The organism is Cytobacillus sp. FSL W8-0315 (genome assembly GCF_038002905.1).
Classification (GTDB): Bacteria; Bacillota; Bacilli; order Bacillales; family Cytobacillaceae; genus Cytobacillus; species Cytobacillus pseudoceanisediminis.
In genome coordinates this window covers 83,342-104,090 of record NZ_JBBOOC010000002.1, presented here as the reverse complement: position 1 = coordinate 104,090, position 20,749 = coordinate 83,342, and the positions used below count along the sequence as shown (strand labels likewise).

Annotated in this window: 16 protein-coding genes and 2 pseudogenes; 8 read left to right on the top strand and 10 right to left on the bottom strand. The window is 33.5% G+C overall.

Going from position 1 to position 20,749, the window contains the following annotated elements:
- Nucleotides 1-45: 45 nt before the first annotated feature.
- Complete coding sequence (locus tag MKY20_RS24330) at nucleotides 46-561, bottom strand: hypothetical protein (protein WP_009335979.1); 516 nt, start codon at nucleotides 559-561, stop codon at nucleotides 46-48.
- Nucleotides 562-565: 4 nt separating this feature from the next.
- Nucleotides 566-1,099: an SAR2788 family putative toxin gene (locus MKY20_RS24325; RefSeq protein ID WP_341004125.1), complete on the bottom strand. Its 534-nt coding sequence runs from the start codon at nucleotides 1,097-1,099 to the stop codon at nucleotides 566-568.
- Nucleotides 1,100-2,162: 1,063 nt separating this feature from the next.
- Here MKY20_RS24325 and MKY20_RS24320 point away from each other — a divergent pair.
- Both MKY20_RS24320 and MKY20_RS24315 read left to right on the top strand, forming a co-directional pair.
- Entirely contained in the window at nucleotides 2,163-3,815 is a 1,653-nt protein-coding gene (locus MKY20_RS24320; protein WP_009335981.1) for a bifunctional lytic transglycosylase/C40 family peptidase, read from the top strand.
- 1,540 nt (nucleotides 3,816-5,355) lie between these two features.
- Nucleotides 5,356-6,219: a S1 family peptidase gene (locus MKY20_RS24315; RefSeq protein ID WP_009335982.1), complete on the top strand. Its 864-nt coding sequence runs from the start codon at nucleotides 5,356-5,358 to the stop codon at nucleotides 6,217-6,219.
- Nucleotides 6,220-6,703: 484 nt separating this feature from the next.
- Here MKY20_RS24315 and MKY20_RS24310 read toward each other — a convergent pair whose 3' ends face one another.
- Nucleotides 6,704-7,615: a hypothetical protein gene (locus MKY20_RS24310; protein WP_009335983.1), complete on the bottom strand. Its 912-nt coding sequence runs from the start codon at nucleotides 7,613-7,615 to the stop codon at nucleotides 6,704-6,706.
- Nucleotides 7,616-7,745: 130 nt separating this feature from the next.
- Between MKY20_RS24310 and MKY20_RS24305 the strand changes: the two genes are divergently transcribed.
- The 4 genes from MKY20_RS24305 to MKY20_RS24290 all read left to right on the top strand — a co-directional run bounded on the left by MKY20_RS24305 (nucleotide 7,746) and on the right by MKY20_RS24290 (nucleotide 11,312).
- The gene (locus MKY20_RS24305) at nucleotides 7,746-7,871 is read left to right on the top strand and encodes a hypothetical protein (protein WP_256815743.1); all 126 of its coding nucleotides are present in this window, start codon (nucleotides 7,746-7,748) and stop codon (nucleotides 7,869-7,871) included.
- Between the two features lie 86 nt (nucleotides 7,872-7,957).
- The gene (locus MKY20_RS24300) at nucleotides 7,958-8,836 is read left to right on the top strand and encodes an aKG-HExxH-type peptide beta-hydroxylase (protein ID WP_252244936.1); all 879 of its coding nucleotides are present in this window, start codon (nucleotides 7,958-7,960) and stop codon (nucleotides 8,834-8,836) included.
- Nucleotides 8,837-8,950: 114 nt separating this feature from the next.
- Nucleotides 8,951-9,952, top strand: a complete 1,002-nt coding sequence (locus MKY20_RS24295) for an LLM class flavin-dependent oxidoreductase (RefSeq protein WP_009335985.1) — start codon at nucleotides 8,951-8,953, stop codon at nucleotides 9,950-9,952.
- 112 nt (nucleotides 9,953-10,064) lie between these two features.
- A complete protein-coding gene (locus MKY20_RS24290; RefSeq protein WP_009335986.1) occupies nucleotides 10,065-11,312 on the top strand; it encodes an MFS transporter in 1,248 nt (415 codons plus the stop codon).
- 142 nt (nucleotides 11,313-11,454) lie between these two features.
- Here MKY20_RS24290 and MKY20_RS24285 read toward each other — a convergent pair whose 3' ends face one another.
- A complete protein-coding gene (locus MKY20_RS24285; protein WP_009335987.1) occupies nucleotides 11,455-12,030 on the bottom strand; it encodes a recombinase family protein in 576 nt (191 codons plus the stop codon).
- 148 nt (nucleotides 12,031-12,178) lie between these two features.
- Here MKY20_RS24285 and MKY20_RS24280 point away from each other — a divergent pair.
- Nucleotides 12,179-14,461, top strand: a pseudogene (locus MKY20_RS24280) (Tn3 family transposase); the annotation flags it as partial.
- 275 nt (nucleotides 14,462-14,736) lie between these two features.
- Here the strand turns inward: MKY20_RS24280 and MKY20_RS24275 are convergent.
- The 6 genes from MKY20_RS24275 to MKY20_RS24250 form a co-directional block, all read right to left on the bottom strand.
- Nucleotides 14,737-15,195, bottom strand: coding sequence for an NUDIX domain-containing protein (locus MKY20_RS24275; protein ID WP_019379931.1), 459 nt, complete (start codon nucleotides 15,193-15,195; stop codon nucleotides 14,737-14,739).
- Nucleotides 15,196-15,204: 9 nt separating this feature from the next.
- Entirely contained in the window at nucleotides 15,205-15,663 is a 459-nt protein-coding gene (locus MKY20_RS24270) for a putative iron-sulfur cluster-binding metallochaperone (RefSeq protein ID WP_019379930.1), read from the bottom strand.
- Nucleotides 15,664-15,719: 56 nt separating this feature from the next.
- The gene (gene merR1 / locus MKY20_RS24265; protein WP_019379929.1) at nucleotides 15,720-16,115 is read right to left on the bottom strand and encodes a mercury resistance transcriptional regulator MerR1; all 396 of its coding nucleotides are present in this window, start codon (nucleotides 16,113-16,115) and stop codon (nucleotides 15,720-15,722) included.
- A gap of 207 nt (nucleotides 16,116-16,322) precedes the next feature.
- Nucleotides 16,323-16,706 (bottom strand): DUF6262 family protein, encoded by a 384-nt coding sequence (locus MKY20_RS24260; protein ID WP_019379928.1) that lies wholly within the window; start codon nucleotides 16,704-16,706, stop codon nucleotides 16,323-16,325.
- Complete coding sequence (locus tag MKY20_RS24255; protein WP_019379927.1) at nucleotides 16,699-18,735, bottom strand: tyrosine-type recombinase/integrase; 2,037 nt, start codon at nucleotides 18,733-18,735, stop codon at nucleotides 16,699-16,701. Before MKY20_RS24255 ends, MKY20_RS24260 begins: the two co-directional genes overlap by 8 nt.
- Nucleotides 18,735-19,823 (bottom strand): tyrosine-type recombinase/integrase, encoded by a 1,089-nt coding sequence (locus MKY20_RS24250; RefSeq protein ID WP_019379926.1) that lies wholly within the window; start codon nucleotides 19,821-19,823, stop codon nucleotides 18,735-18,737. Before MKY20_RS24250 ends, MKY20_RS24255 begins: the two co-directional genes overlap by 1 nt.
- Nucleotides 19,824-19,974: 151 nt before the next feature.
- Here MKY20_RS24250 and MKY20_RS24245 point away from each other — a divergent pair.
- Nucleotides 19,975-20,667 (top strand): annotated as a pseudogene (locus MKY20_RS24245) (Tn3 family transposase); the annotation flags it as partial.
- Nucleotides 20,668-20,749: the final 82 nt, after the last annotated feature.

The following is a 20,749-nucleotide window of genomic DNA, read 5'->3' as shown; positions in this document are numbered from 1 at the left end:
GCTTTTTTATTTTGTTGAAAGAGTTATTTAATAGTAGTCTGTACTTCACTCAAAACCTTGTGCATAGTATTTATTATACTTAGATTTTAGGTTTGTAATTAAATTCTTATCGGTAATTATATCAACTACATCACTGCTAACATAAATAAGGACATCATCATTGTAGAATATTATGTATGACTGACGGTGTCCTTGAATAATCATTTTGGTATAAGCAAAAATATGTTTCGGTTGCAGATTATTTATTGTACCGAATATAATAGTTCTTTCATTAATAGGATCTTCAATTAATGATTCTTTCCAATTTGAAATCTTTACTATTTCACCTAGTCCGGTTTTTAAAGAAGATCTTTTGTTTTTATAAATATATCCAGTAATAAAAGAAGCAGAAACCGAACTGCTTTCTAGAAATACATCGTTTAATATATCTTGTAGTAATCTTGTTCCATGATCCTCAAAAACTTCTAACCCAAACCTTATTCTGTTTTCTGCCTTAACTTGAAAATAAGGTGTTATATCTATATTTGTAAAATCCACTTCAATATTTTGAATTTTTATCATAAAGTCAATCTCCTATTCGTTTTAATTCAATATCATAGGTGCCTGACCTGGTCTTTTTGCTTCCTAGGTTTTTAATTGAGGTTGCTCCCTTCCACGCTCCACCAATATGACCATCTTTATCCCTAGATATATACTTTGGTCCTTTACCTTTTCCCCTTAAATAAATCTTAGCTCCGTGTGAGTATTGACCTTTTACTTCAGAATAACCTAATTCTTTTGCAACAGCCTTGGCAACAGATTCATTATCTTTAAGAAGATTGGTTAAAGTTGATTTTCCATATTTTTTTATCGCAGCCTTTAATCCCTGTTTGGCAATAAAAGCTATTACAAGTGGTACCAATGGTAATGCGTAGGTTTGGAATTCCTCATCTGTCAAATATAATTCGCTGCCATCACTTTGATCAACTAAAGATACTTTAAGATCTTGGTTAGGATCGTTGATTAATAGCATTTCATAATCTTTTTGAGTAGTAACTTGTCCGGGCTCTGTATTATTAAACTCTACTGTTACGAATTGTTCTGATGTTTCTTCATTCAGATTAAATGTCTCTCATAATTAGAGATCGTACCAAAGTTATTAATTACATCACTTTTGCTAGATTGTGCATCTGCAAAACCAGTAGGCAAAATAAAACTAAAAAATAGGGTCAAAATTAATAGTTTAATAGTTAGTTTTTTCATAATTTTCTCCTCTCATTAATTATTTTGGTAGGCAAATAAATCAAAATCCCCTTTCCTATTTTTGTAAATTACCAAAGATAAATTACCATATATTGTAATTTGTTTCAAGTCTTATAAGTCCAATGTATCCCTGAAGGAATTTCCCAGAGACAAAATATGGGTTAATTGTTATAGTTTTGTTATTAAATTTCTTATTTTTATTTGAGGCAACGATATTTTATTGTTAGTAGATTTTGATAAAAGCATAGCATTTGGGCTTGCTTTGCAGACACTACCTATGTGTCTAAAACAGGTGCATATTATTTTATAGATACTGATTGTCTTATTAAGTATATAAAGAAAAATGCAATGAAAGAGTGTAAAACTTTACTCTTAAACAAACCATTAAAGATATAAAGCACCTAAAGTATTTCCTAAAAAACTTCAGAGGGATTAAGCACCCAAGAAATTGATCTCTCTCCAATATAGTCTTATGGACAAGACTATAATTCTCGCTTAATAATTTGATTTCCTAATCAACTCTTTGATTATTTTGTATAAAAATAATGAACTATTCTTGATTTCATCCGTATTACCTTATAGATCTTTTAAAAGAGGTGAGCAATATAGATGAAAGATATATTCTCTCTATAGTTGGAATTGCTTGTGCATTTTTTGCTATTTACTATGATCGAAAAAAGAAGAGAAATTGATTTGCACCTAACTTAGGTGCCTTTTCCTTTTCTAAGAAATACATAGACTTATGGACAAGACTATAAGTCTCTATCCCTTATTATTAATTCCAAAGGGCCTATCTTGTAGGTAAATGTAATTTACGCTATGATATATTTAATAAAATATTAAACTAATAAATGGGAATCCCCCAAGATGACACAGTAACCTCTGTGTCTCTTGGGGGATTTTTTGTTTGGAGGGAAATTATGAAAAGGTTAGCAACATTATCAGCTGCCCTTGTTATAGGAGTAGGCAGTCTCCCGGGTCCTGTCCTTGCCGAAACAAACAGTACTGTTTCTAGGATTGAGAACCAAATTGAAGGTATACAGCAGCAAATAGTTAAAATGGATAGCACCATTAATCAATTTCAAAATGAGAAGGCCGTTTTAAAGAATCATATCGAAAGATTAAAAACGGCCATATTAGATAACCGCGCGAAGATAAAAGAAGCTAGAGAGGAGAGCTTTCGACTAGAAACTGAAATTCAAGAGCTGAAACTAAATATCAAGCCCCTGCAAGACAGAGTTTCTATAATTCCAACTTATGATTCAACACTTTTGCCAACTCACCAAAGGATCCAACCGATTCCTTCAGCATTGGAGACGACAAAACAGATTATAACTGAAACTGAAACACTTAATATGTTAATAGAGAAAGAAGAAGAAATTACATCTAAATTAAAAAAGCAGCAAAGCCTGGAACTCGAACTAAAGGGTATGGCTGAACTTTTAAGCGAGCAAATAGCTGAAAAAGATAAGCTTCTTTCGGAGTTAGAAATTAAGGAAAAACAAAATCACGAGGCTATGGAATCCTTGGAAAAAGAAAGCCAAATGCTCTCGAAACAAAAAACAGTTATCGAAAGTGCGATTGAAAATGAAAAGGCTCGGAAGGAAGGGACTTTAGGAGATCTACAAGTAGATAAACCAAAGACATCAATTGTTGTTTCAACGTTTTCTACAGACCAGGTTCCTCCTGAGTATATGAAGTATTATCTTCATGCAGAAAAAGAATACGGAATCCCGTGGTACTACTTGGCCTCTATACATGGAATAGAAACTGAATTTTCTAAGCACCCAACAATGATTTCATCAGTAGGAGCAGTAGGGCACCTCCAGTTTATGCCTGCAACTTGGGTTGGTCATAAATATGAAACAAGCGGCGGGTTAGTAGCCCCTGACATTGATATAACTGATTTAAACCATATTAAAGCGGGGTCTGGATTCGGAGTAGATGCAGATAATGACGGTATAGCTAGCCCGTGGAGCATCGTAGATAGCGTGGCTTCTGCCGCTAAATATCTTTCTAGTCATGGCTTTAAAAAAGATGTGAGAAAGGCGATATGGCACTATAACCACGCTGATTGGTATGTAGATAAAGTCATTGCACAAGCAGAATTATACAAAAATAGCATGAAGGTTAATGAAGATGGTGAAATCAATATAATTCCTGGTGCAGACAATGAGGTAACCACTATAGGTAACCGGTGGATAAATAATTCTGTATATGTTTTTGGAGGAGGAAGAAGCCTAAACGATATTAAAATGGGAATGTTCGATTGTTCCAGCTTTGTGCATTGGGCCTTTTCTAAGGTCGGGGTTAACTTGGGGGAATTAACTTCGGTCAGTACTGAGACACTTAAAAATTTGGGCACTCCTATTAATGTAGAAGATATGCAGCCGGGTGATCTCGTATTCTTTGACACATACAAAAAGGATGGCCACGTGGGTATATATTTAGGCGATGGGAACTTTATAGGGGCTCAAAGTTCTACTGGAGTAGCGATTGCAAATATGAATGATGGCTTCTGGAAAGAAAAGTTTAATCAAAGGGTAAAACGCATTGATTACGTCAAAAAATAATTTTGTTTAAATAGTTGTTAGAAAGCAGGAGTAGCATTTAAAAGCTCCTCCTGTTTTTAGTTGATAAATGAAGAGATGCCTCTGACGGGATTCGAACCCGCACTCCTTTCGTAAGCATAGGCTAGGGGAGAACACGCTTCCCTACGGACTTTCACCGGCTAGGAATTTCACCTGCCTCAGCTAATTTGCTTTTCGGTGCTTCTGAAACCCTTGCCTTGCGACCCGGTTTCTACAATGTTTTCCGGCGCTCTTCCCTTCTAGAGCTACAGAGGCATTTTTGTATTATATTCTTTTACTTTATGGAGTATCAATAAATTTTTCTTTAATTAAATTTAGTTTCCTAGGAATAAAAAAATTACAGTTATCAAGCCTAATAGCGGAGTACCATATCTTTTCTTGATTTTACGATTAGTTCCAGGAATCAATGTAATTAAGTAGTAAAGGGGCATTATCATTAACAGAGGAAGCAGGGACTTTGCAAAGAATGGGAGACTTTCAATGCTTAAAAAGAACCTACCAATAATTAAAAGAGGGATTAGAGCTATTAAATAGGCAAGTGACACCATCATCACACCTTTATTTTTCTAAATTGTACCATCCCCGTTTGGAAACACAAGATATTTTTAGTAACTTGGCAGTATTGACCAGTACTTCAGAAGAAATTAAAATCTTGCAAGGATTTCCTTCTATAAGGGCATCTGTTCTTGGTGCGACAATAGAAAAATATTAATTTAATAAATTTTTTATAAGAAGTAAACTAATAAATAGCAGAAAATATATTTAGTGAAATCACTTGGGAAAAAGCGTTTTTTGCATTAATCGGATATGTACTTTAAGCAAAAACTAAAGCTTTACTATTATCATCCTGCGCTGTGTGGTAAAATTTACATATCACGAACAACTTAAATGATTGAAATGACCATGCCAAGAACCAATAATTATGGTTCTACTAATAACACCAAATTGTACAACATGGTCGACTTTAAGGATGGTTATAAATGCTATATATTATGGACGTTTCTCAGGTAAAGGGTATTTAACAATATTTTTTACATTACTATTAAAACTAGCCCTTTTAACCTTATTAGGAGTATACTAGTATACTTTTGGAGTATTGGGTATTATTGGAATAATAACTTATCTAGGTTTATTTGCGTATATTTTAATTAATAAATATGTGCATAAAAGTATATTTTTTGCTTTAATCCTTGCTACTCATGCATATTGGGTTGGTGTATTATTCGTTCAACCCTTTTTATATTACGATTACCCTGAAATATATTACGAATCCGGAGAGGGTTATAATCCTCCTATCCTGACTCAAACATTTGTAAATCTTGGTCTTCTACAAAACTGTAGTCGACCTTTACATTTTGATCCTCAACTATACGAGAAATTACAGTTGACCCTATGATAACTTTTATTTAATGTATTTCTAATACAAAACCAGAACAATTTTTATAATTTGATATGACAAAAAGAAGATTAGGCTGGTGCCTGTATATATATATCGTTGTAAATAAAAGGAGGATTCAATTATATGCTCATTAAAGAATTAAATTATTCAACTGTAAGGATTATATCGAAGTTAAGTAATGGTAATAGCAGTACTGGGACTGGGTTTATTATAAGATTTGCTGAACAGTACAGAGCAGAGCAATATTTAAACGTGCCATCAATTGTTACTAATAAACATGTAATAGATGGAGCCATTGAGGTAACCGTAAGATTTCACGCTGCTAACGCAAATGGAAAAAAAATAGACGACCAATGTGAGTTTACAGTGCCCCCAAGTCTCTTTTTCAAACATCCTGATCCCAATGTTGATTTATGCGCAATGCCGATTGCAGCTCTGTACAAAATGGCAGAGAAAGATCAAATTAAACCTTATTATTATGGACTACGGCTTCAACAGATACCAAAAGGGGATGAATTGAATAAGTATCACCCAGCTACAGATATAGTTGTTGTTGGTTATCCTAATGGACTCTGGGATGATGTAAATAATTTACCTATATTCAGGAAAGGTATATTGGCAACATCTCCATCTGTTATGTATAAAAATACTCAGGAATTTCTAATTGATTGTGCAATCTATCCAGGTTCAAGTGGATCACCAGTCCTTTCGGTTGAAACTCTTTTCAATAAGGACACCTTTGAACCTTTTTTATCTGTAAAACTACTAGGAATAGTATACGCAACATATCAACATAACGCACAAGGTGACTTAAGTATAATAAATATTCCAACAAGTATTAATACACCTGTTCCAAATCATTTAGGTTTGGTTATAAACTCTATTAGAATACATGAATTAAACAATATTATTAGTGACTATTATTCAGAGGGGGACTCTTCAGAAATACATTATGCGTTAGGTTTTAAGCCAAAGCCTGATCAATAATGAATTTAGGTATAGAATTTAAAAAAACAAGGCCTATTATTTATTATAAAAGGGCACTTGTTTTTTTAAACTCATATGGTTCTTTTACATACAAAATAGGGGTATAGTCAGGAAAATGCGGATTTACAACGTTAAGGAAGTTCCAATATAAAAAGCCCAATTTCTCGGTATAACGCAAAAGAAATTGGGCTTTTGGGTATTCCTAAAATGAGAACTCAATCTTTATTAAACTCCACTAATATCAGTTTCAATATGTTGATTTCCTAAAAGTAATACCATAATTCGATCAAATAGTTCTCTGGAGGAGACAGCTCTCAATTTGCTTTTTCGACGAAAAGGCAGAACCCTTTAAAGAATTCTGTTGCCAGGAACTAATACTACTATAGAGCTAGCAATAAAATTGACTAATGTTTTATTCATGTTCTCCTTCCAATCAACAGTTCTATGAAATAGGAAATGTCAAACTTTTAATACATTTCCTATTCTAAAATGAGAGCATTCCCTTTTCAGTTAGTAGTTCACTTTTTGATCTAATAAACTCATATGTCTCATTACCATATAATTCTTTTATAAATCGTTTTTCTTGTTCGTAAGCAGGAACGTATTCATCTAAAACAAACACACCATCAGGAAGTGATGCTTTACTATATTCGCTCTGTGGTTTCCTAGTATCCATGATGAGTTTACGATGATTTTTGTTCAAACAGATATAGTTCAAATCAAACTTATTCCATCTGCTGAAACCTTTATTATCATTAACTGTTGATAAAATAACTTCATCATTTTCAGTTAGTTTTACGACATCAAGTACTGTATTATCATCAGCACCAAAAACAAAATCACTATTATCTGATAACTTTACTATATCTAAAGGATACATCATACAACCCTTGGGTTTTAGTTTTGTGTAGTTTATATTGTTCTTTATTGCATAACCATGAATTGCACAACCATGTGAGCCTTTTTCACCTATTTTAATTGAAAATATACACTTCCCACAATGCTCTATAAAGCTTCCGTTTTTATCTAATATCCCGTTTTCACTATAATATTTTTTTGATTTAAAATAGTCGGAATTTGATTGAGTTTCTTTAAAAATATTATCTACGTGGTTGTATACCTTATTAATATCTTCCTTAGTTGGGGGATAGGGAGAGCCATCACAACAAAGTGAGAAATGCGCTAAGTGACAATTCATACAATCTAGATTAACGGGTCTGCTTAGAGATTTAATATCAAAAAGATTCCCCATAAATTCAAATACACTAATATTGTAATTTTGTGAGATGTATTTATCTAAGTTCTCTTTTAAAACAGTTGCCATTGGAAAGTTAATGTAAGCATACTCCCTCGCTTTTTTATTTGATAATATACTAAACCCTCCTCTCTTTTTCAAATAGATTTAATAAAATAATTATAAAACAACAAAATAAATAATTACAATATTTTAAATTAATAGAAAATATTTGAAATTTAAAACAGAATATTGTATTATAATTCTGAATTTGGAAAAAGGAGGTGGGCTGATGTCTAAAATCAATGAAAACATAAAGCTATTCTCAAAGAACCATTTTAATGAAAAAGGAAGACGTGTTGTTGTCGTCCTAGTAATGCAATTACATGATGAAGGTAATAAAACAAGCGAGGAGTAAGCAGTGATTTGATTGGGGCAAGCCCCCTATTAAGTCATAAGGGGCTTGCCCCTAACCAGTAATTATCGAAAGGGGTTGTAAAAATATTGAGTAGCGTTGTCTCAAAGAAAACAAACCTAACTTTTTTAAACAAAAGGGAAATTAACAGAAACATTGATGCTGTTATTGATTATCATTTTGGGGAAGGTACTAGTAGCGGAATTCCTGATAATGAAAAAAAAGGATACTTTATTCAAACATTAAACGCCCTTCAACAATCACAGATTCCTTTTGAATTGGATAATATTAAGATAATTTTTGATAGCGATATTCTGTGTGAACATTTAATCAATAATTACTTAATAGAAAAAAAGGATACCTTAGATGATAAACATTTATTCAACGAAGAGGAACGCAGAGAAATTGTTTATAATGTTGAAAAAGCGTTAGATTTAATAAAATTACTCCATCCTGATCTCCACTACCTAATTAATAAACACATTGGAACCCTCTACTTTATTAAGAAAGAAGGATTTGGTGGGGGTTCTGTCTCTGGTTTATTAGGCTTAATATGGCTTAACCCCCCTAAGAGATGGACCGTGATCGACTATGCTGAAGCACTTTACCATGAATTTATTCATAATAGTTTATTCTTGGATGACATGGTCAATTGTATTTTCCCAGATCCCCTTTCTTGTGAGAATGAAGAAGCTCTTACTACGTCGACGATTTTAAAAAAGAAGCGGCCATTAGACAAATCTTTCCACGCTGCTAATGTATCTATTGGAATAATGCATATGTACCATTTGTTAAGCGATAAAAAGAAATCTAGAATGTACGAAGAAGATCTGAAACGTACTATCGTAGAAATGAATGATAAAACTCAATTCTTAGGAGAACGTGGACTAGAAATACTTAAAGAAATGAATCACTTTATCAATACTTATGATTTCGATAGTATTACACTATCTCTAAGCGGTAAATGATTACTTGAAAACTATGCTTGCAGAGAACTTTTTTCTGCAAGCATATATTCCGTGCTGTCAATCTATTACAGAAAAAAATTTAAAAGGATCAATGGAAAGAAAGGTGTTTATTGAATGGAATTAAGCATTCTTGATTTGGCTACTCTCGCTGTAGGGAAAACAGCAAAGGATGTTTTAGAGGATTCCACCAGATTGGCAAAGGCCGGAGAAGAATTTGGTTATACAAGATTTTGGATCGCTGAACATCATAATATATCTGCGCTCTGTTGCCCATCACCTGAAGTTATGCTCGGATACATTGGTGCTAATACTGAAACTATCCGTCTTGGTTCTGGAGCTACACTTCTCCCCTACTATAAACCTTATAAAATAGCTGAAACATTTAATTTGCTTTCATCTCTATTTCCTAACCGAATAGATTTAGGAGTAGGAAGAGGTCCTGGAGGCTCTCCAGAAGCGAAGTTAGCTCTTTCGGATAATTTTTCGGAGCAAGCAAAAAAATTTCCCGATACTGTGAAAGAGCTTAAAGACTTTCTTGATAATAGTTTCCCACATAAACACCCGTATTCGACTATAAATGCTTATCCAATCCCATCAGTTCCTCCACAATTATGGATTCTAGGAACTTCTTTAGAAAGCGCGAGGCTTGCAGCATTATACGGGGTCCCTTATGCATTTGGTCACTTTTTAAGTGCAAACAAAAGCTCAGAAATCATGAATTATTATCATAATAATTTAAAAGGTAAAGAAAGCGGCATTAAACCGAAAACAATTTTTGCTGTTTTTGTGATTTGTGCAGAGACAAATGAACGCGCCCAGGAGCTTGCAAGAAGTGCTTTATTATGGGAGGTACAATTATCAACAGGCATTGGCGATAAAGGACTTCCGTCTTTTATAGAGTCAAACGGCTATACTTTTAGTCGACAAGAGATGGAATTAATAAGAAACTTTAAGAATAAAATGATAATAGGATCACCAACAGAAGTGAAAAAAAAACTAATAGATATACAAAATACATATAAAGTAGATGAAATTATGATCTTAACTAATACTTTCTGTTTTGAAGATAGGATAAAATCATATAAGTTAATTGCAAAAGAAGTGTTTTCCGTGTAATTATTACATAGCCGAATTTAATTTTTTTCAAAGGAGAAGAATAGAGTAGAGGTGATTAAAATATGTAATCCTAATAAATAGTACTCAAATTATATGTAAAGGAGTATATTTTTTGCAAATAAAAACATCTTTCCGTTTTTTATGGATAGGCCAGTCAATTGCAAATTTAGGAGACATATTATATATAGTAAGCATAATTTCAATAGTGTACGAAATCACTGGGTCTGCATTTTATATGGCTCTATTTCCTTTTGTTAATACAGTTTCAAGGTTTATTAGTGGTTTTATTGCTCCTATTCTTTTAGAAAGATATAGAACGAAGCCACTTTTGGCATTTTCACAGTTTGGTAAAACAATCATTGTATTAATGCTCACAGTAAATTCAATCTATCTTTTTTCAATAGATAATATAATTTTCACCTTTGTATTTGTAATGTTTATTTCATTTCTAGATGGGTGGGCTAGCCCTGCTAGAGATTCATTGATTCCCAGGTATTTCGATTCAGAGGAGAAATTGGTTAAAGTAAATAGTTTTCTTTCTATAGTCGATCAGACAATCACTTTAGGAGGATGGCCAGCAGCTGGTATTTTAATCACTCTATTAGGATCAGGTAATCTACTAATTATAACAACTATATTATTCGTTATTTCAACCATTTTTATGTTTTTAATTAAGGATTTAGATAGAATTGAGGATGAACTCAATAAAGACGAACAAGAATCAGAAAAAATGACAAAGAAGGTTTTGCTGGAAGGATGGAATACAATATGGAAGACACCTTCTTTAAGAACAATTACGATTGTAGAATTTACGGAATCCATAGCAAATGTGGTATGGGTTGCAGCTATTCTGTATATCTATGTTGAAGAAGTTCTACAGGTTAGTGAAAATTGGTGGGGATATATCAATTCAAGCTTTTTTGCTGGTTTAATGATCGCTGGTTTTATTAGTTTAAAGTGGTCACAAACAATAACTAATAATTTGAGATTTGTAATCATTAGTGGAGCATTTCTTACCAGTATTACTACACTTATTTTTGGATTAATTTCAACTCCTTGGCTCGCACTTGTCATTTCCCTTTTTTTCGGTTTTGGTAGTCAAATTAAGGGAGTTGCTCAACAAACTATAGTCCAAACGAGTGTTAATTCAAAATTATTATCAAAGGTATACTCTGCACAGGATAGTATCGTCTTTGGAACATTTGGTGTTTCAACTATTTTATTTGGGATATTTGCTGATCAATTTGGTGTGAGATTTACATTTTTATTAGCTGCATTTCTACTTTTCGCTTCAGCCTTTTTTGTCTCAATAAATCAAAAAACACTAAAACATATTAAAAGTGGGGAAATAAATAAGTGATTTGATAATTGAAATAAAGAGCCTATGTCAAAGATTTTAATATTCAATTTGACATAGGCTTTTATATTTTATTATTTTATCAAAATGCACACTTCCTCTTACAAGCTAATATTACCTTGCCCATTATTGGACTAAAGATCAACTAATTGTCCGGATCTGATAGCTTTCTGTATAATGAAGCTCTTGATACATTTGTGATTTCACAAATTTGATTTACAGTCATATTCCCTTCCTTATACAGCTTTACTGCATAATTCATTCCTGCGTGATTTTTATGATACTTCTTTAACCGACCTTTAAATTTTCCTTCTTTCTTAGCCAACTCAATCCCTTCACGTTGTCGCATACGAATAAGATCTCGCTCTAATTGGTTAACACCAGCCATTACCGTAATTAAGAATTGGCTGTATGGATTATCTTCTGATAAATCTAGCCATGTATCTTTTAGTGATTTTAAGCTTCCCTTTTTACCTCGTATGTTATCGATTAATTCAAATAGATCTTGTGTACTACGAGTGATTCGAGTTAAGTCTGTAACATAAATGATGTCATCTTTCTGTAAATTCCCTAACATTCTTTGAAGTTGCTCGCGATCCTTTGTTGCTCCTGAAACTTTCTCTTCATAAATAATATCCATTCCGATCTCGTTCAGCTGCTGAAATTGCCTTGAAGTATTTTGGCTAGTCGAACTGACACGTATATAACCGATCTTTCGCAAAAATACCACCTCACTTTTGAGACAAGTCTTGTGAGACACTCTTAACTATGATTCTATCAGTCTACTTCACTTGTATCAATAGAGTACACTCTATTGATATATAATTAAACTACTTAACTGAATAATTGCAGAAATGAGATGATACTGTATGAAAGTTGCAAGGGGTAGAGAATTACTTACACCAGATCAGAGACTGGCTCTAATGCAAATTCCTGAAGATGAATGGATATTGGGAACCTACTACACTTTTTCCAAACGAGATTTAGAAATTATAAATAAGCGAAGGAGGGAAGAAAACCGTTTAGGGTTCGCCGTTCAATTAGCCGTTCTTCGATATCCCGGTTGGCCATACACTCATATCAAAAGCATCTCAGATTCGTTCATACATTATATATCAAAACAAATTGGTGCCAGTCCATTTTCACTTAGTCTTTATCCTCAAAGAGAAAATACACTTTGGGATCATTTGAAAGAAATTCGAAGTGAATATGATTTTGTAACTTTTACCCTAAAAGAATACAGAATGACATTTAAGCATCTTCATCAATTAGCTTTGGAAAATGGCGATGCCATTCATCTACTACATGAATGTATCGACTTTCTAAGAAAAAACAAAATCATACTGCCTGCTATCACTACACTTGAGCGAATGGTGTGGGAGGCAAGAACAATGGCTGAAAAGAAGCTATTTAATACGGTTAGTCAGTCCCTAACAAATGAGCAAAAAGTAAAACTTGAAGAGATCATTACATCACAGCATCCATCCGAATCCAATAAAACGATTTTGGGTTGGTTAAAGGAACCACCGGGTCATCCTTCACCCGAAACATTTCTAAAAATAATAGAACGACTCGAATACCTACGGAGAATGGAATTAGAAACGGTACAAATTAGTCATTTGCACCGCAATCGCCTTTTACAATTATCTCGCTTAGGTTCAAGATATGAGCCTTATGCATTCCGTGACTTTCAGGAACATAAACGATATTCGATATTAACCGTCTATTTATTACATCTTACTCAGGAATTAACGGATAAAGCTTTTGAAATTCATGATAGACAAATACTCAGTCTGTTATCAAAAGGCCGTAAGGCTCAAGAAGAAATTCAGAAACAAAACGGTAAAAAGCTAAATGAGAAGGTTATACACTTTACGAATATCGGACAAGCCTTAATTAAAGCAAAGAAGGAAAAATTAGACGTATTTGAGGTTTTAGAATCCGTTATTGAATGGACTTCTTTTGTCTCCTCGGTGGAAGAAGCACAAGAACTTGCACGTCCAGCCGACTATGATTATTTAGACTTACTGCAAAAACGATTTTATTCACTTAGAAAATATACGCCAACGCTATTAAGGGTATTGGAATTTCATTCAACAAAGGCAAATGAGCCACTTTTACAAGCTGTTGAGATTATCCGAGGAATGAACGAATCGGGAAAGCGAAAAGTGCCTGATGACTCGCCTGTGGATTTTATTTCAAAACGTTGGAAAAAGCATTTATACGAGGATGATGGTACAACAATCAATCGTCATTACTATGAAATGGCTGTTTTAACAGAACTTCGGGAGCATGTTCGGGCAGGAGATGTTTCCATTGTTGGCAGCAGACAGTATAGAGATTTTGAGGAATATTTGTTTTCAGAAGATACATGGAGCCAAACGAAGGAGAATACGAGATTATCAGTTAGTTTATCATTCGAAGATTATATGACGGAGAGAACCAGCAGTCTTAATGAAAGGTTAAAGTGGTTAGCTTCTAATTCCAACAAGTTAGATGGAGTTTCTCTTGAAAAAGGAAAGTTGTCGATTGCACGCTTAGAAAAAGATTTTCCAGAAGAAGCAAAGAAATTTAGTGCAAGCCTGTATCAGATGCTACCAAGAACAAAATTAACTGATCTACTTATGGATGTTGCTCATATTACAGGATTCCATGAGCAATTCACCCATGCTTCTAACAATCGAAAACCGGATAAAGAAGAAACGACTATTATTATGGCTGCCCTTTTAGGAATGGGAATGAATATTGGTTTAAGCAAAATGGCTGAAGCAACACCCGGCCTTACGTATAAACAATTAGCCAATGTATCTCAATGGCGCATGCATGAAGATGCCATGAATAAAGCCCAAGCTGTATTAGTAAATTTTCATCACAAATTACAATTGTCCTCCTATTGGGGCGACGGTACAACATCCTCGTCAGATGGTATGAGAATGCAGCTAGGTGTTTCATCACTTCATGCAGATGCAAACCCACATTACGGGACTGGAAAAGGAGCCACCATCTACCGTTTTACTAGTGATCAATTCTCTTCTTACTACACAAAGATTATTCATACAAATTCAAGGGATGCAATTCATGTTTTGGATGGTTTGTTGCACCATGAAACGGATCTAAACATAGAGGAGCATTATACAGACACTGCTGGTTATCAATACCTTTTATAAAAAAGTTAGAATTTAAGTGTGTTCTTTCATTATAGACATGTATTTAAAGAATGATTTAAAAATGACTAACGATTCAAAGTCGTTAGCCATCTATTCAATAATCGCGCCTGATTGCTTAATATCAGAAAATTGAGAAGGTATTGCGAAAGGCCCCTAAGTTATTTTACTAATACACACTTTTGCACAATTAGGGGTAGCAATAACATTTTATCCTAAGAGAAAAGAGATATGTCGGAACAACATAAGAATTAACCTTTACATTATATTTTTTCAAGTTTTCCTTTTAATTCAACCAACTTATTCTTAATAAAAGGGTCTGTTTCTTCAGGTAACTGTTCTAATTTAAAAAATTCAGCTTCAATTGCTTGATTTGCATCAGGCGTTACTTCACCTTCATAGTCCGTACATAAATATCCTATTGCGACGATGTGGTACTCATCTTCACCACCCTCTAGCTTCGTATAGAGATCCAGACCAGAATAAACACCAAATAATTGTAATGAATTTATCGTTAGCCCTAAATCATCTTGTACATTTCTTTTAATACATTCCTCAACTGACTCATTTAACTGCAATATTCCACCGGGAACACTCCATGTTCCACCTTTGTATCTATTCAGTAAAATTTCTCCTTGATTATTCATGATAGCTACACTTGGTCGTACTATTATCAAAGGCGAATTTCCAATCATTTCCCTCATATTTTCACAATAATCCATAAAATCCTCCTACGAAAATTGATTAATGAACTTTGTAACATTTCCTAAACAACAACTACCTTGAGGATTATTTATCTCGCACCCACACCGATTTTCTTTTATATTTTCACGAATATGTTCTACTGGATTAGGGGGAATTCCTTCTTCAGAATATTGTTTAATTTTTTTTTTTGTCCAATCAAAACAATAACAAATTGGTGTAGTTACTGAGCCATCTTTTTGATGAACGGCTACCTTTATGTCAGATACAAGGTACTTTTTATTATTCGTATCAAAATAGACTACATCACAGTCTTCAGTTGAACAAAAATAGTGATTTTCTTTAGCGTTTAATGTTTCTAATGCAGATGGTTTAAGTAATGATTTTAGTGTAATCAATTTTACATTTTTAGCTTTATTTTTACATGATGGACAATTACCATTACTATCAATTTTTATTTCATTAACGTTACTACAACAATCTTCCATCATTCTTCCACCTTTACAATTTATTATTTCTATAAAAATTCTTTTGCTTTCTTTTCTTAATCCATTAAAGTTTCGATAATAGGACATTCATAAATATTTTTGTTTTCAGGACATCTTTCTTTAAGGTCTATCAACATTTGTTCAATTTTTTTAAGATCTTCAATTTTACGCTCGATGTCCTCTAATTTAAGAACAGTGAAATCATATATGTCACGGCACTTTGCTTCGTTGTGATCGACAACCCCTAGCAATTTATCAATTTCATTTAAGGTAAATCCCAATTCCTGCATCCGTTTTATGAAATTCAATCGATCAACCGTTTGTAGGGAAAACATTCGGTATCCTTTTTTGGTACGATTAGGTTCTGGAATTAAACCTAAACGCTCATAATACCGAATGGTCTCCTTGTTAACACCACACCTCTCAGCCAGTTCCCCAATACGATATTGCATCTATCTCACCTCATATATAGTATAAACCCTGTACCATAGTACAGGGTCAAGAAAAGTATTATTTACTAATCGATCTTACTATCTTAAAAAAACTGCCATTTTTCAATAATCCTTATTCGGCAATTTGGCGTGATTGCGGAATACAACTTATCTTTTAATGGCATTTTACACAAAAATATCAAACTGGGAAGGGAAAATTTTTGGAACTTAAATTCCCTCATAAATCTTCCCAAATTGAATTTTTAGTTGTTCTTTAATTTCTTTATTTTCCTTTTCTAAATGCTTGACTCGCTTTCGTAAGGAAGCGATAATTACATCTTTTGATGTGTCACTCATATTCCTTTTAACTTGTTTTATTGAGGGGAGACCTTCTTGTTGTTTACGAAGTGTTTCGATTCGATCTCGGAGTTCTGTATTTCTGTATAGAAATGCCTTTGAAACCCCTGATTCTGCAGATACAGAGTTAAAATTGATTTTCAGTTGTTTTTTTATCATCCTTTTGATCGCTTCTTCAACTTTTTGAATGGTCTTTTCCGTTTTCAACTTTGCGTGTTTTATAATACCTTCGGTATTTGGGTTTTCATTAGACATTTTGCATCACCTTCTCACGTTCATCTCCAACATACTCACGTCTAGGTTTTTCTAAACCAAAGATACCACCAGTATGTAGTAAACCACTTGCTAATTCTTTATATCTTTTTAATTTGGGTTCAATTAACTCAATGGAACGTAACCTTCCGGATTTTTTGTATACTTCAATATCAGCTTCCATTTTAAATATCTGTTCTTGATAATAGTCGAGAAAAGTCTTGTCAACGTGAAAACTTCGGCAATTGTTTTTAATACACGGTGGTTCCAAGGTCTGTTCAAGAAAATCACAATGAAGTTTTGGGCTTTTTACACAAAACCCATGATCTAAACGAATAGAGTCCATATTGTGACGTATCCACTCCAGTTCAACTCCATTTTCTTCAGCCTGTTGAGCTAAATCAGCGACAATAACTTCTCCATGAGTATCTAGTCTTACTGCGCCATTATCTCGAGCCTTTTCCCATTCATCACGGAGTGTCTGGTCATGAATTTGGGCATAGACTAATGTCATTTCAGGACTGGCATGTGCCATCAGTTTTTGAACATGAAGGATATTCATTCCGTTATTAATCAAATTAACACCGTAACGGTGTCGAAATGCATGATTTTTAAACCAATAAATTTCTCCATCCTTGTCCTTAATATTACATCTGTTTGCTAGTTTATTAAGGTTCAGCTTAATGGAATCCTGCGATATGGGATTACCCATCCTTTTCCCTTTTAGTACTGGAAACAAATATTTCTTAGGGTTCGTGTCCAAAGAGTATCTCTTTTTTGTAAGTTCTTGCTGCGCTAAGACAACATTAGCAATTTCTTCTGAAATAGGAACTTTATGATTTTTATAACTTACTTTCCTTTGATCTCCGATAATCCACCAGCCATCTTCTTGATTTACTAAGCAGTCAATTTTAAGTGATAAAACGTCACTAATACGAAAACCTGTAGCTTCCATTAGAAGAATTATAGGTATATGTTCTGAGGAAAGTTCGTTAATATGGAAAACTAACTGTTCCCATACTTCATCCGGAATATATTTAATTTCATCAGCTTTTGCTCTTTTCTTTTTAGGGATATCCTCAATTGACAATAGTGAAATAACTGACTTTGTCGGGGCTTCTTCCCATTCGAATTTCTGTATATATGAGATAAACGTTTTAAGATCTATTAAAAAACGATTTACATAATTGTGATCTGGATTAATTAAATATTTTCCCTTTTTAATAGTGGAATGTCGTAAGTATTCAATATACTCTTCAATATCCATTCTAGATAGGTCGTTTAATTCTTTCCATTCAGGATGTTTATCCTTCAAAAAGGTGAAGAAAAACGAAAGTCTATTTAAATAACATATTGCTGTAGAAAAGCTGATGGATTGCTGCACAACTAGGCGAGTCTTTATATATTTTTTAAATAATTGTCTATAAGGTTGCGGAACCTTCGAAAAGTCTATTGAATACCTACTGATTGTATTGTTATAATTAATCTTCAATTTTCGTACATCCCAACAATCTTTATCTGTTTCTTCTCGTTCATCATAAAAGTGATAATAAAAATCATAAACTTGAAGAAATAGTCTAATATACAATGATGGTTGAACTGTTGGTGACATCCATGGTGATGACTTTTTCCGGTGTACAATCTCAACTGATTTTCCTTTCTCTACAAGAAATGTTCGATATTCTATTAGAAACTTTTCTTTCGGAATATCAATAATAGAATCTAAATTAGCATAATATCGAGAGATGAATTCTGTAAAAACTTTAAGACATGGAGAATAATGCATAAAAGCATAGATAATCGAAATCCTTGTCTCCTGTAACCCCTTATAAAAATAATATTTTAGTTCATTTTTTAATCTAAGATTGTGTACCTTATCAAAAATCAATTTTCTATTCCAATCATAATGTTTATCCAAGAAGGGGCATTCTTGTACATTCCACACATCATTTGCCCAATATCCAAGTAATGGTTCATTTATCTGTTCCAGATGGTGGGGAAGGGGTTTTACTTTGAATGTGCCATGTATCATTATTTATCTCTTCTTCCCATTTTTTTATTTGATTGAGCTTGTTTCCAGCTTTCACGTATGGTTTCATCGGATGAATGGATATAAGTCTGTATGGTTGTTTGAACGTGTGCATGCCCTAATAACCTCTGTATGATGGCAATATCTACTCCTGCTGCATGTAACTCTGTGGCATATGTATGCCGGAGCATATGAGGGGTAAAATCTATTTCTGTTTTTTTCTTCATCCTTTTAATTAAGGAACGAACAGAACCATCAGTCATTGGTTTACCACGATTAGGTCCAGTTAAGGAGATAAAAACATAATTGCTATCAATTTCGTAAGAATGAAAGTCTATTAGATAATCTTGAAAGAGATTCATAGTCTCAATAGATACATAAACTTTTCGTTTTTCTCCATCGGATGTTTTGGATTTCCTAACCGTAATAGCATTTTTACCTATATCAAAATCCTCTACCCACAGAGAAAGGGCCTCTCCAATCCGTAATCCCCCTTCATATAAAATACGGAATAATAATTCATCTCGTATATTACTGCACGCATCATGGATCACTTGGATTTGATTTTTACTCAATGTTTTGATTAAACGCTTTGGTTCCTTAATCTTTAAAATGTTTTTATCATAAGAATTCCCTTTTGTAATGTGATGAAGGAAAGGTTTAAAAGGCTTAAAACGACCGGGGACTTGCTTTTTTAATTGATCATTTACATTTCCCCCATAATCCTCGCTACGAGACAAATAGTCATAGAACCCTATTACACACGTTATGATGGTATTAACCGTTTTTTCTGATCGTTTCGCCAAGGTTTCTTCAAAATAAGTGACTTTTGTTGATTGATCAGGAATTCTCAGCCAACCGATGAATTGAGCCAAAATATCAAGGTTTACTTCTTGATATTCTAATCCACACTCCTCTAGGAATTGAAAGTAAAGCTTTAGATGATAACAGTATGACTTTAGTGTGCTTTCAGCTTTTCCAATGTTATCTAAATACTTTATATACTTTGCAACTGAAGTAACTGGATACCCCCCATTGTCAATTAACAGAAATCTTTTCTTCTCATGAATGAGAACTTCTTGTACTTTCAAAATTATCCCCCCATGGTCTAAAATCATTTCGTTAGATACTATGTATCCATAAAATTCATAGTATACATAATGAATCTATAAAGAAATGAAAAAGAAGTAGTTGATAACATAAGATACGTTAATAACTACTTCTAATACTAGTTCAATTAAAGCCGGCTACACGGACCAAATATTCGGACTGACCCATTTATTAGGATTTAAATTTGCTCCAAGAATAAGAGATTTATCAGACTCGAAATTATTTACAATAGATAAAGCAAGTGAATATCCAAAGTTAGAAGCCATTTTACGTGGACAAATAAATACAAAAATCATTAAAGAAAATTATGAGGATGTTTTGCGATTAGCCCATTCTATAAGGGAAGGAACAGTTTCAGCATCCCTTATTATGGGGAAATTAGGGTCTTATTCAAGACAAAACAGCCTAGCTACAGCTTTACGTGAGATGGGCCGAATAGAAAAAACGATCTTTATTCTTAATTATATTTCGGATGAATCTTTAAGAAGAAAAATACAAAGAGGATTGAATAAAGGAGAAGCTATGAATGGTCTGGCAAGGGCTATTTTCTTTGGAAAACAAGGGGAACTGCGGGAACGGACGATACAGCATCAACTACAAAGGGCCAGTGCCTTAAACATCATTATCAATGCCATCAGTATCTGGAATACTTTACATCTAACAAAAGCAGTTGAATACCAAAAACGGACAGGTAGTTTTAATGAAGATTTATTGCACCATATGTCACCTTTAGGCTGGGAACATATAAATTTATTGGGAGAATACCATTTTAATTCGGAGAAAATGGTCTCATTAGATTCTTTAAGACCACTGAAATTTTCTTAACGTTGTTAAAAATGGGGGAAACGCCTCGAAAATGTGCTTAGCGTTGTAAATCCGCATTTTCCTGACGGTACCCCAAATAGAC

What these genes read in the sequence shown, in the direction of transcription:
- MKY20_RS24295 (WP_009335985.1), top strand. Translation starts at nt 8,951, where the DNA reads ATGGAATTAAGCATTCTTGATTTGGCTACTCTCGCTGTAGGGAAAACA.
- MKY20_RS24315 (WP_009335982.1), top strand. Translation starts at nt 5,356, where the DNA reads ATGCTCATTAAAGAATTAAATTATTCAACTGTAAGGATTATATCGAAG.
- merR1 (WP_019379929.1), bottom strand. Translation starts at nt 16,115, where the DNA reads ATGCAATATCGTATTGGGGAACTGGCTGAGAGGTGTGGTGTTAACAAG.
- MKY20_RS24330 (WP_009335979.1), bottom strand. Translation starts at nt 561, where the DNA reads ATGATAAAAATTCAAAATATTGAAGTGGATTTTACAAATATAGATATA.
- MKY20_RS24305 (WP_256815743.1), top strand. Translation starts at nt 7,746, where the DNA reads ATGTCTAAAATCAATGAAAACATAAAGCTATTCTCAAAGAACCATTTT.
- MKY20_RS24255 (WP_019379927.1), bottom strand. Translation starts at nt 18,735, where the DNA reads ATGATACATGGCACATTCAAAGTAAAACCCCTTCCCCACCATCTGGAA.
- MKY20_RS24320 (WP_009335981.1), top strand. Translation starts at nt 2,163, where the DNA reads ATGAAAAGGTTAGCAACATTATCAGCTGCCCTTGTTATAGGAGTAGGC.
- MKY20_RS24275 (WP_019379931.1), bottom strand. Translation starts at nt 15,195, where the DNA reads ATGGATTATTGTGAAAATATGAGGGAAATGATTGGAAATTCGCCTTTG.
- MKY20_RS24270 (WP_019379930.1), bottom strand. Translation starts at nt 15,663, where the DNA reads ATGGAAGATTGTTGTAGTAACGTTAATGAAATAAAAATTGATAGTAAT.
- MKY20_RS24260 (WP_019379928.1), bottom strand. Translation starts at nt 16,706, where the DNA reads ATGTCTAATGAAAACCCAAATACCGAAGGTATTATAAAACACGCAAAG.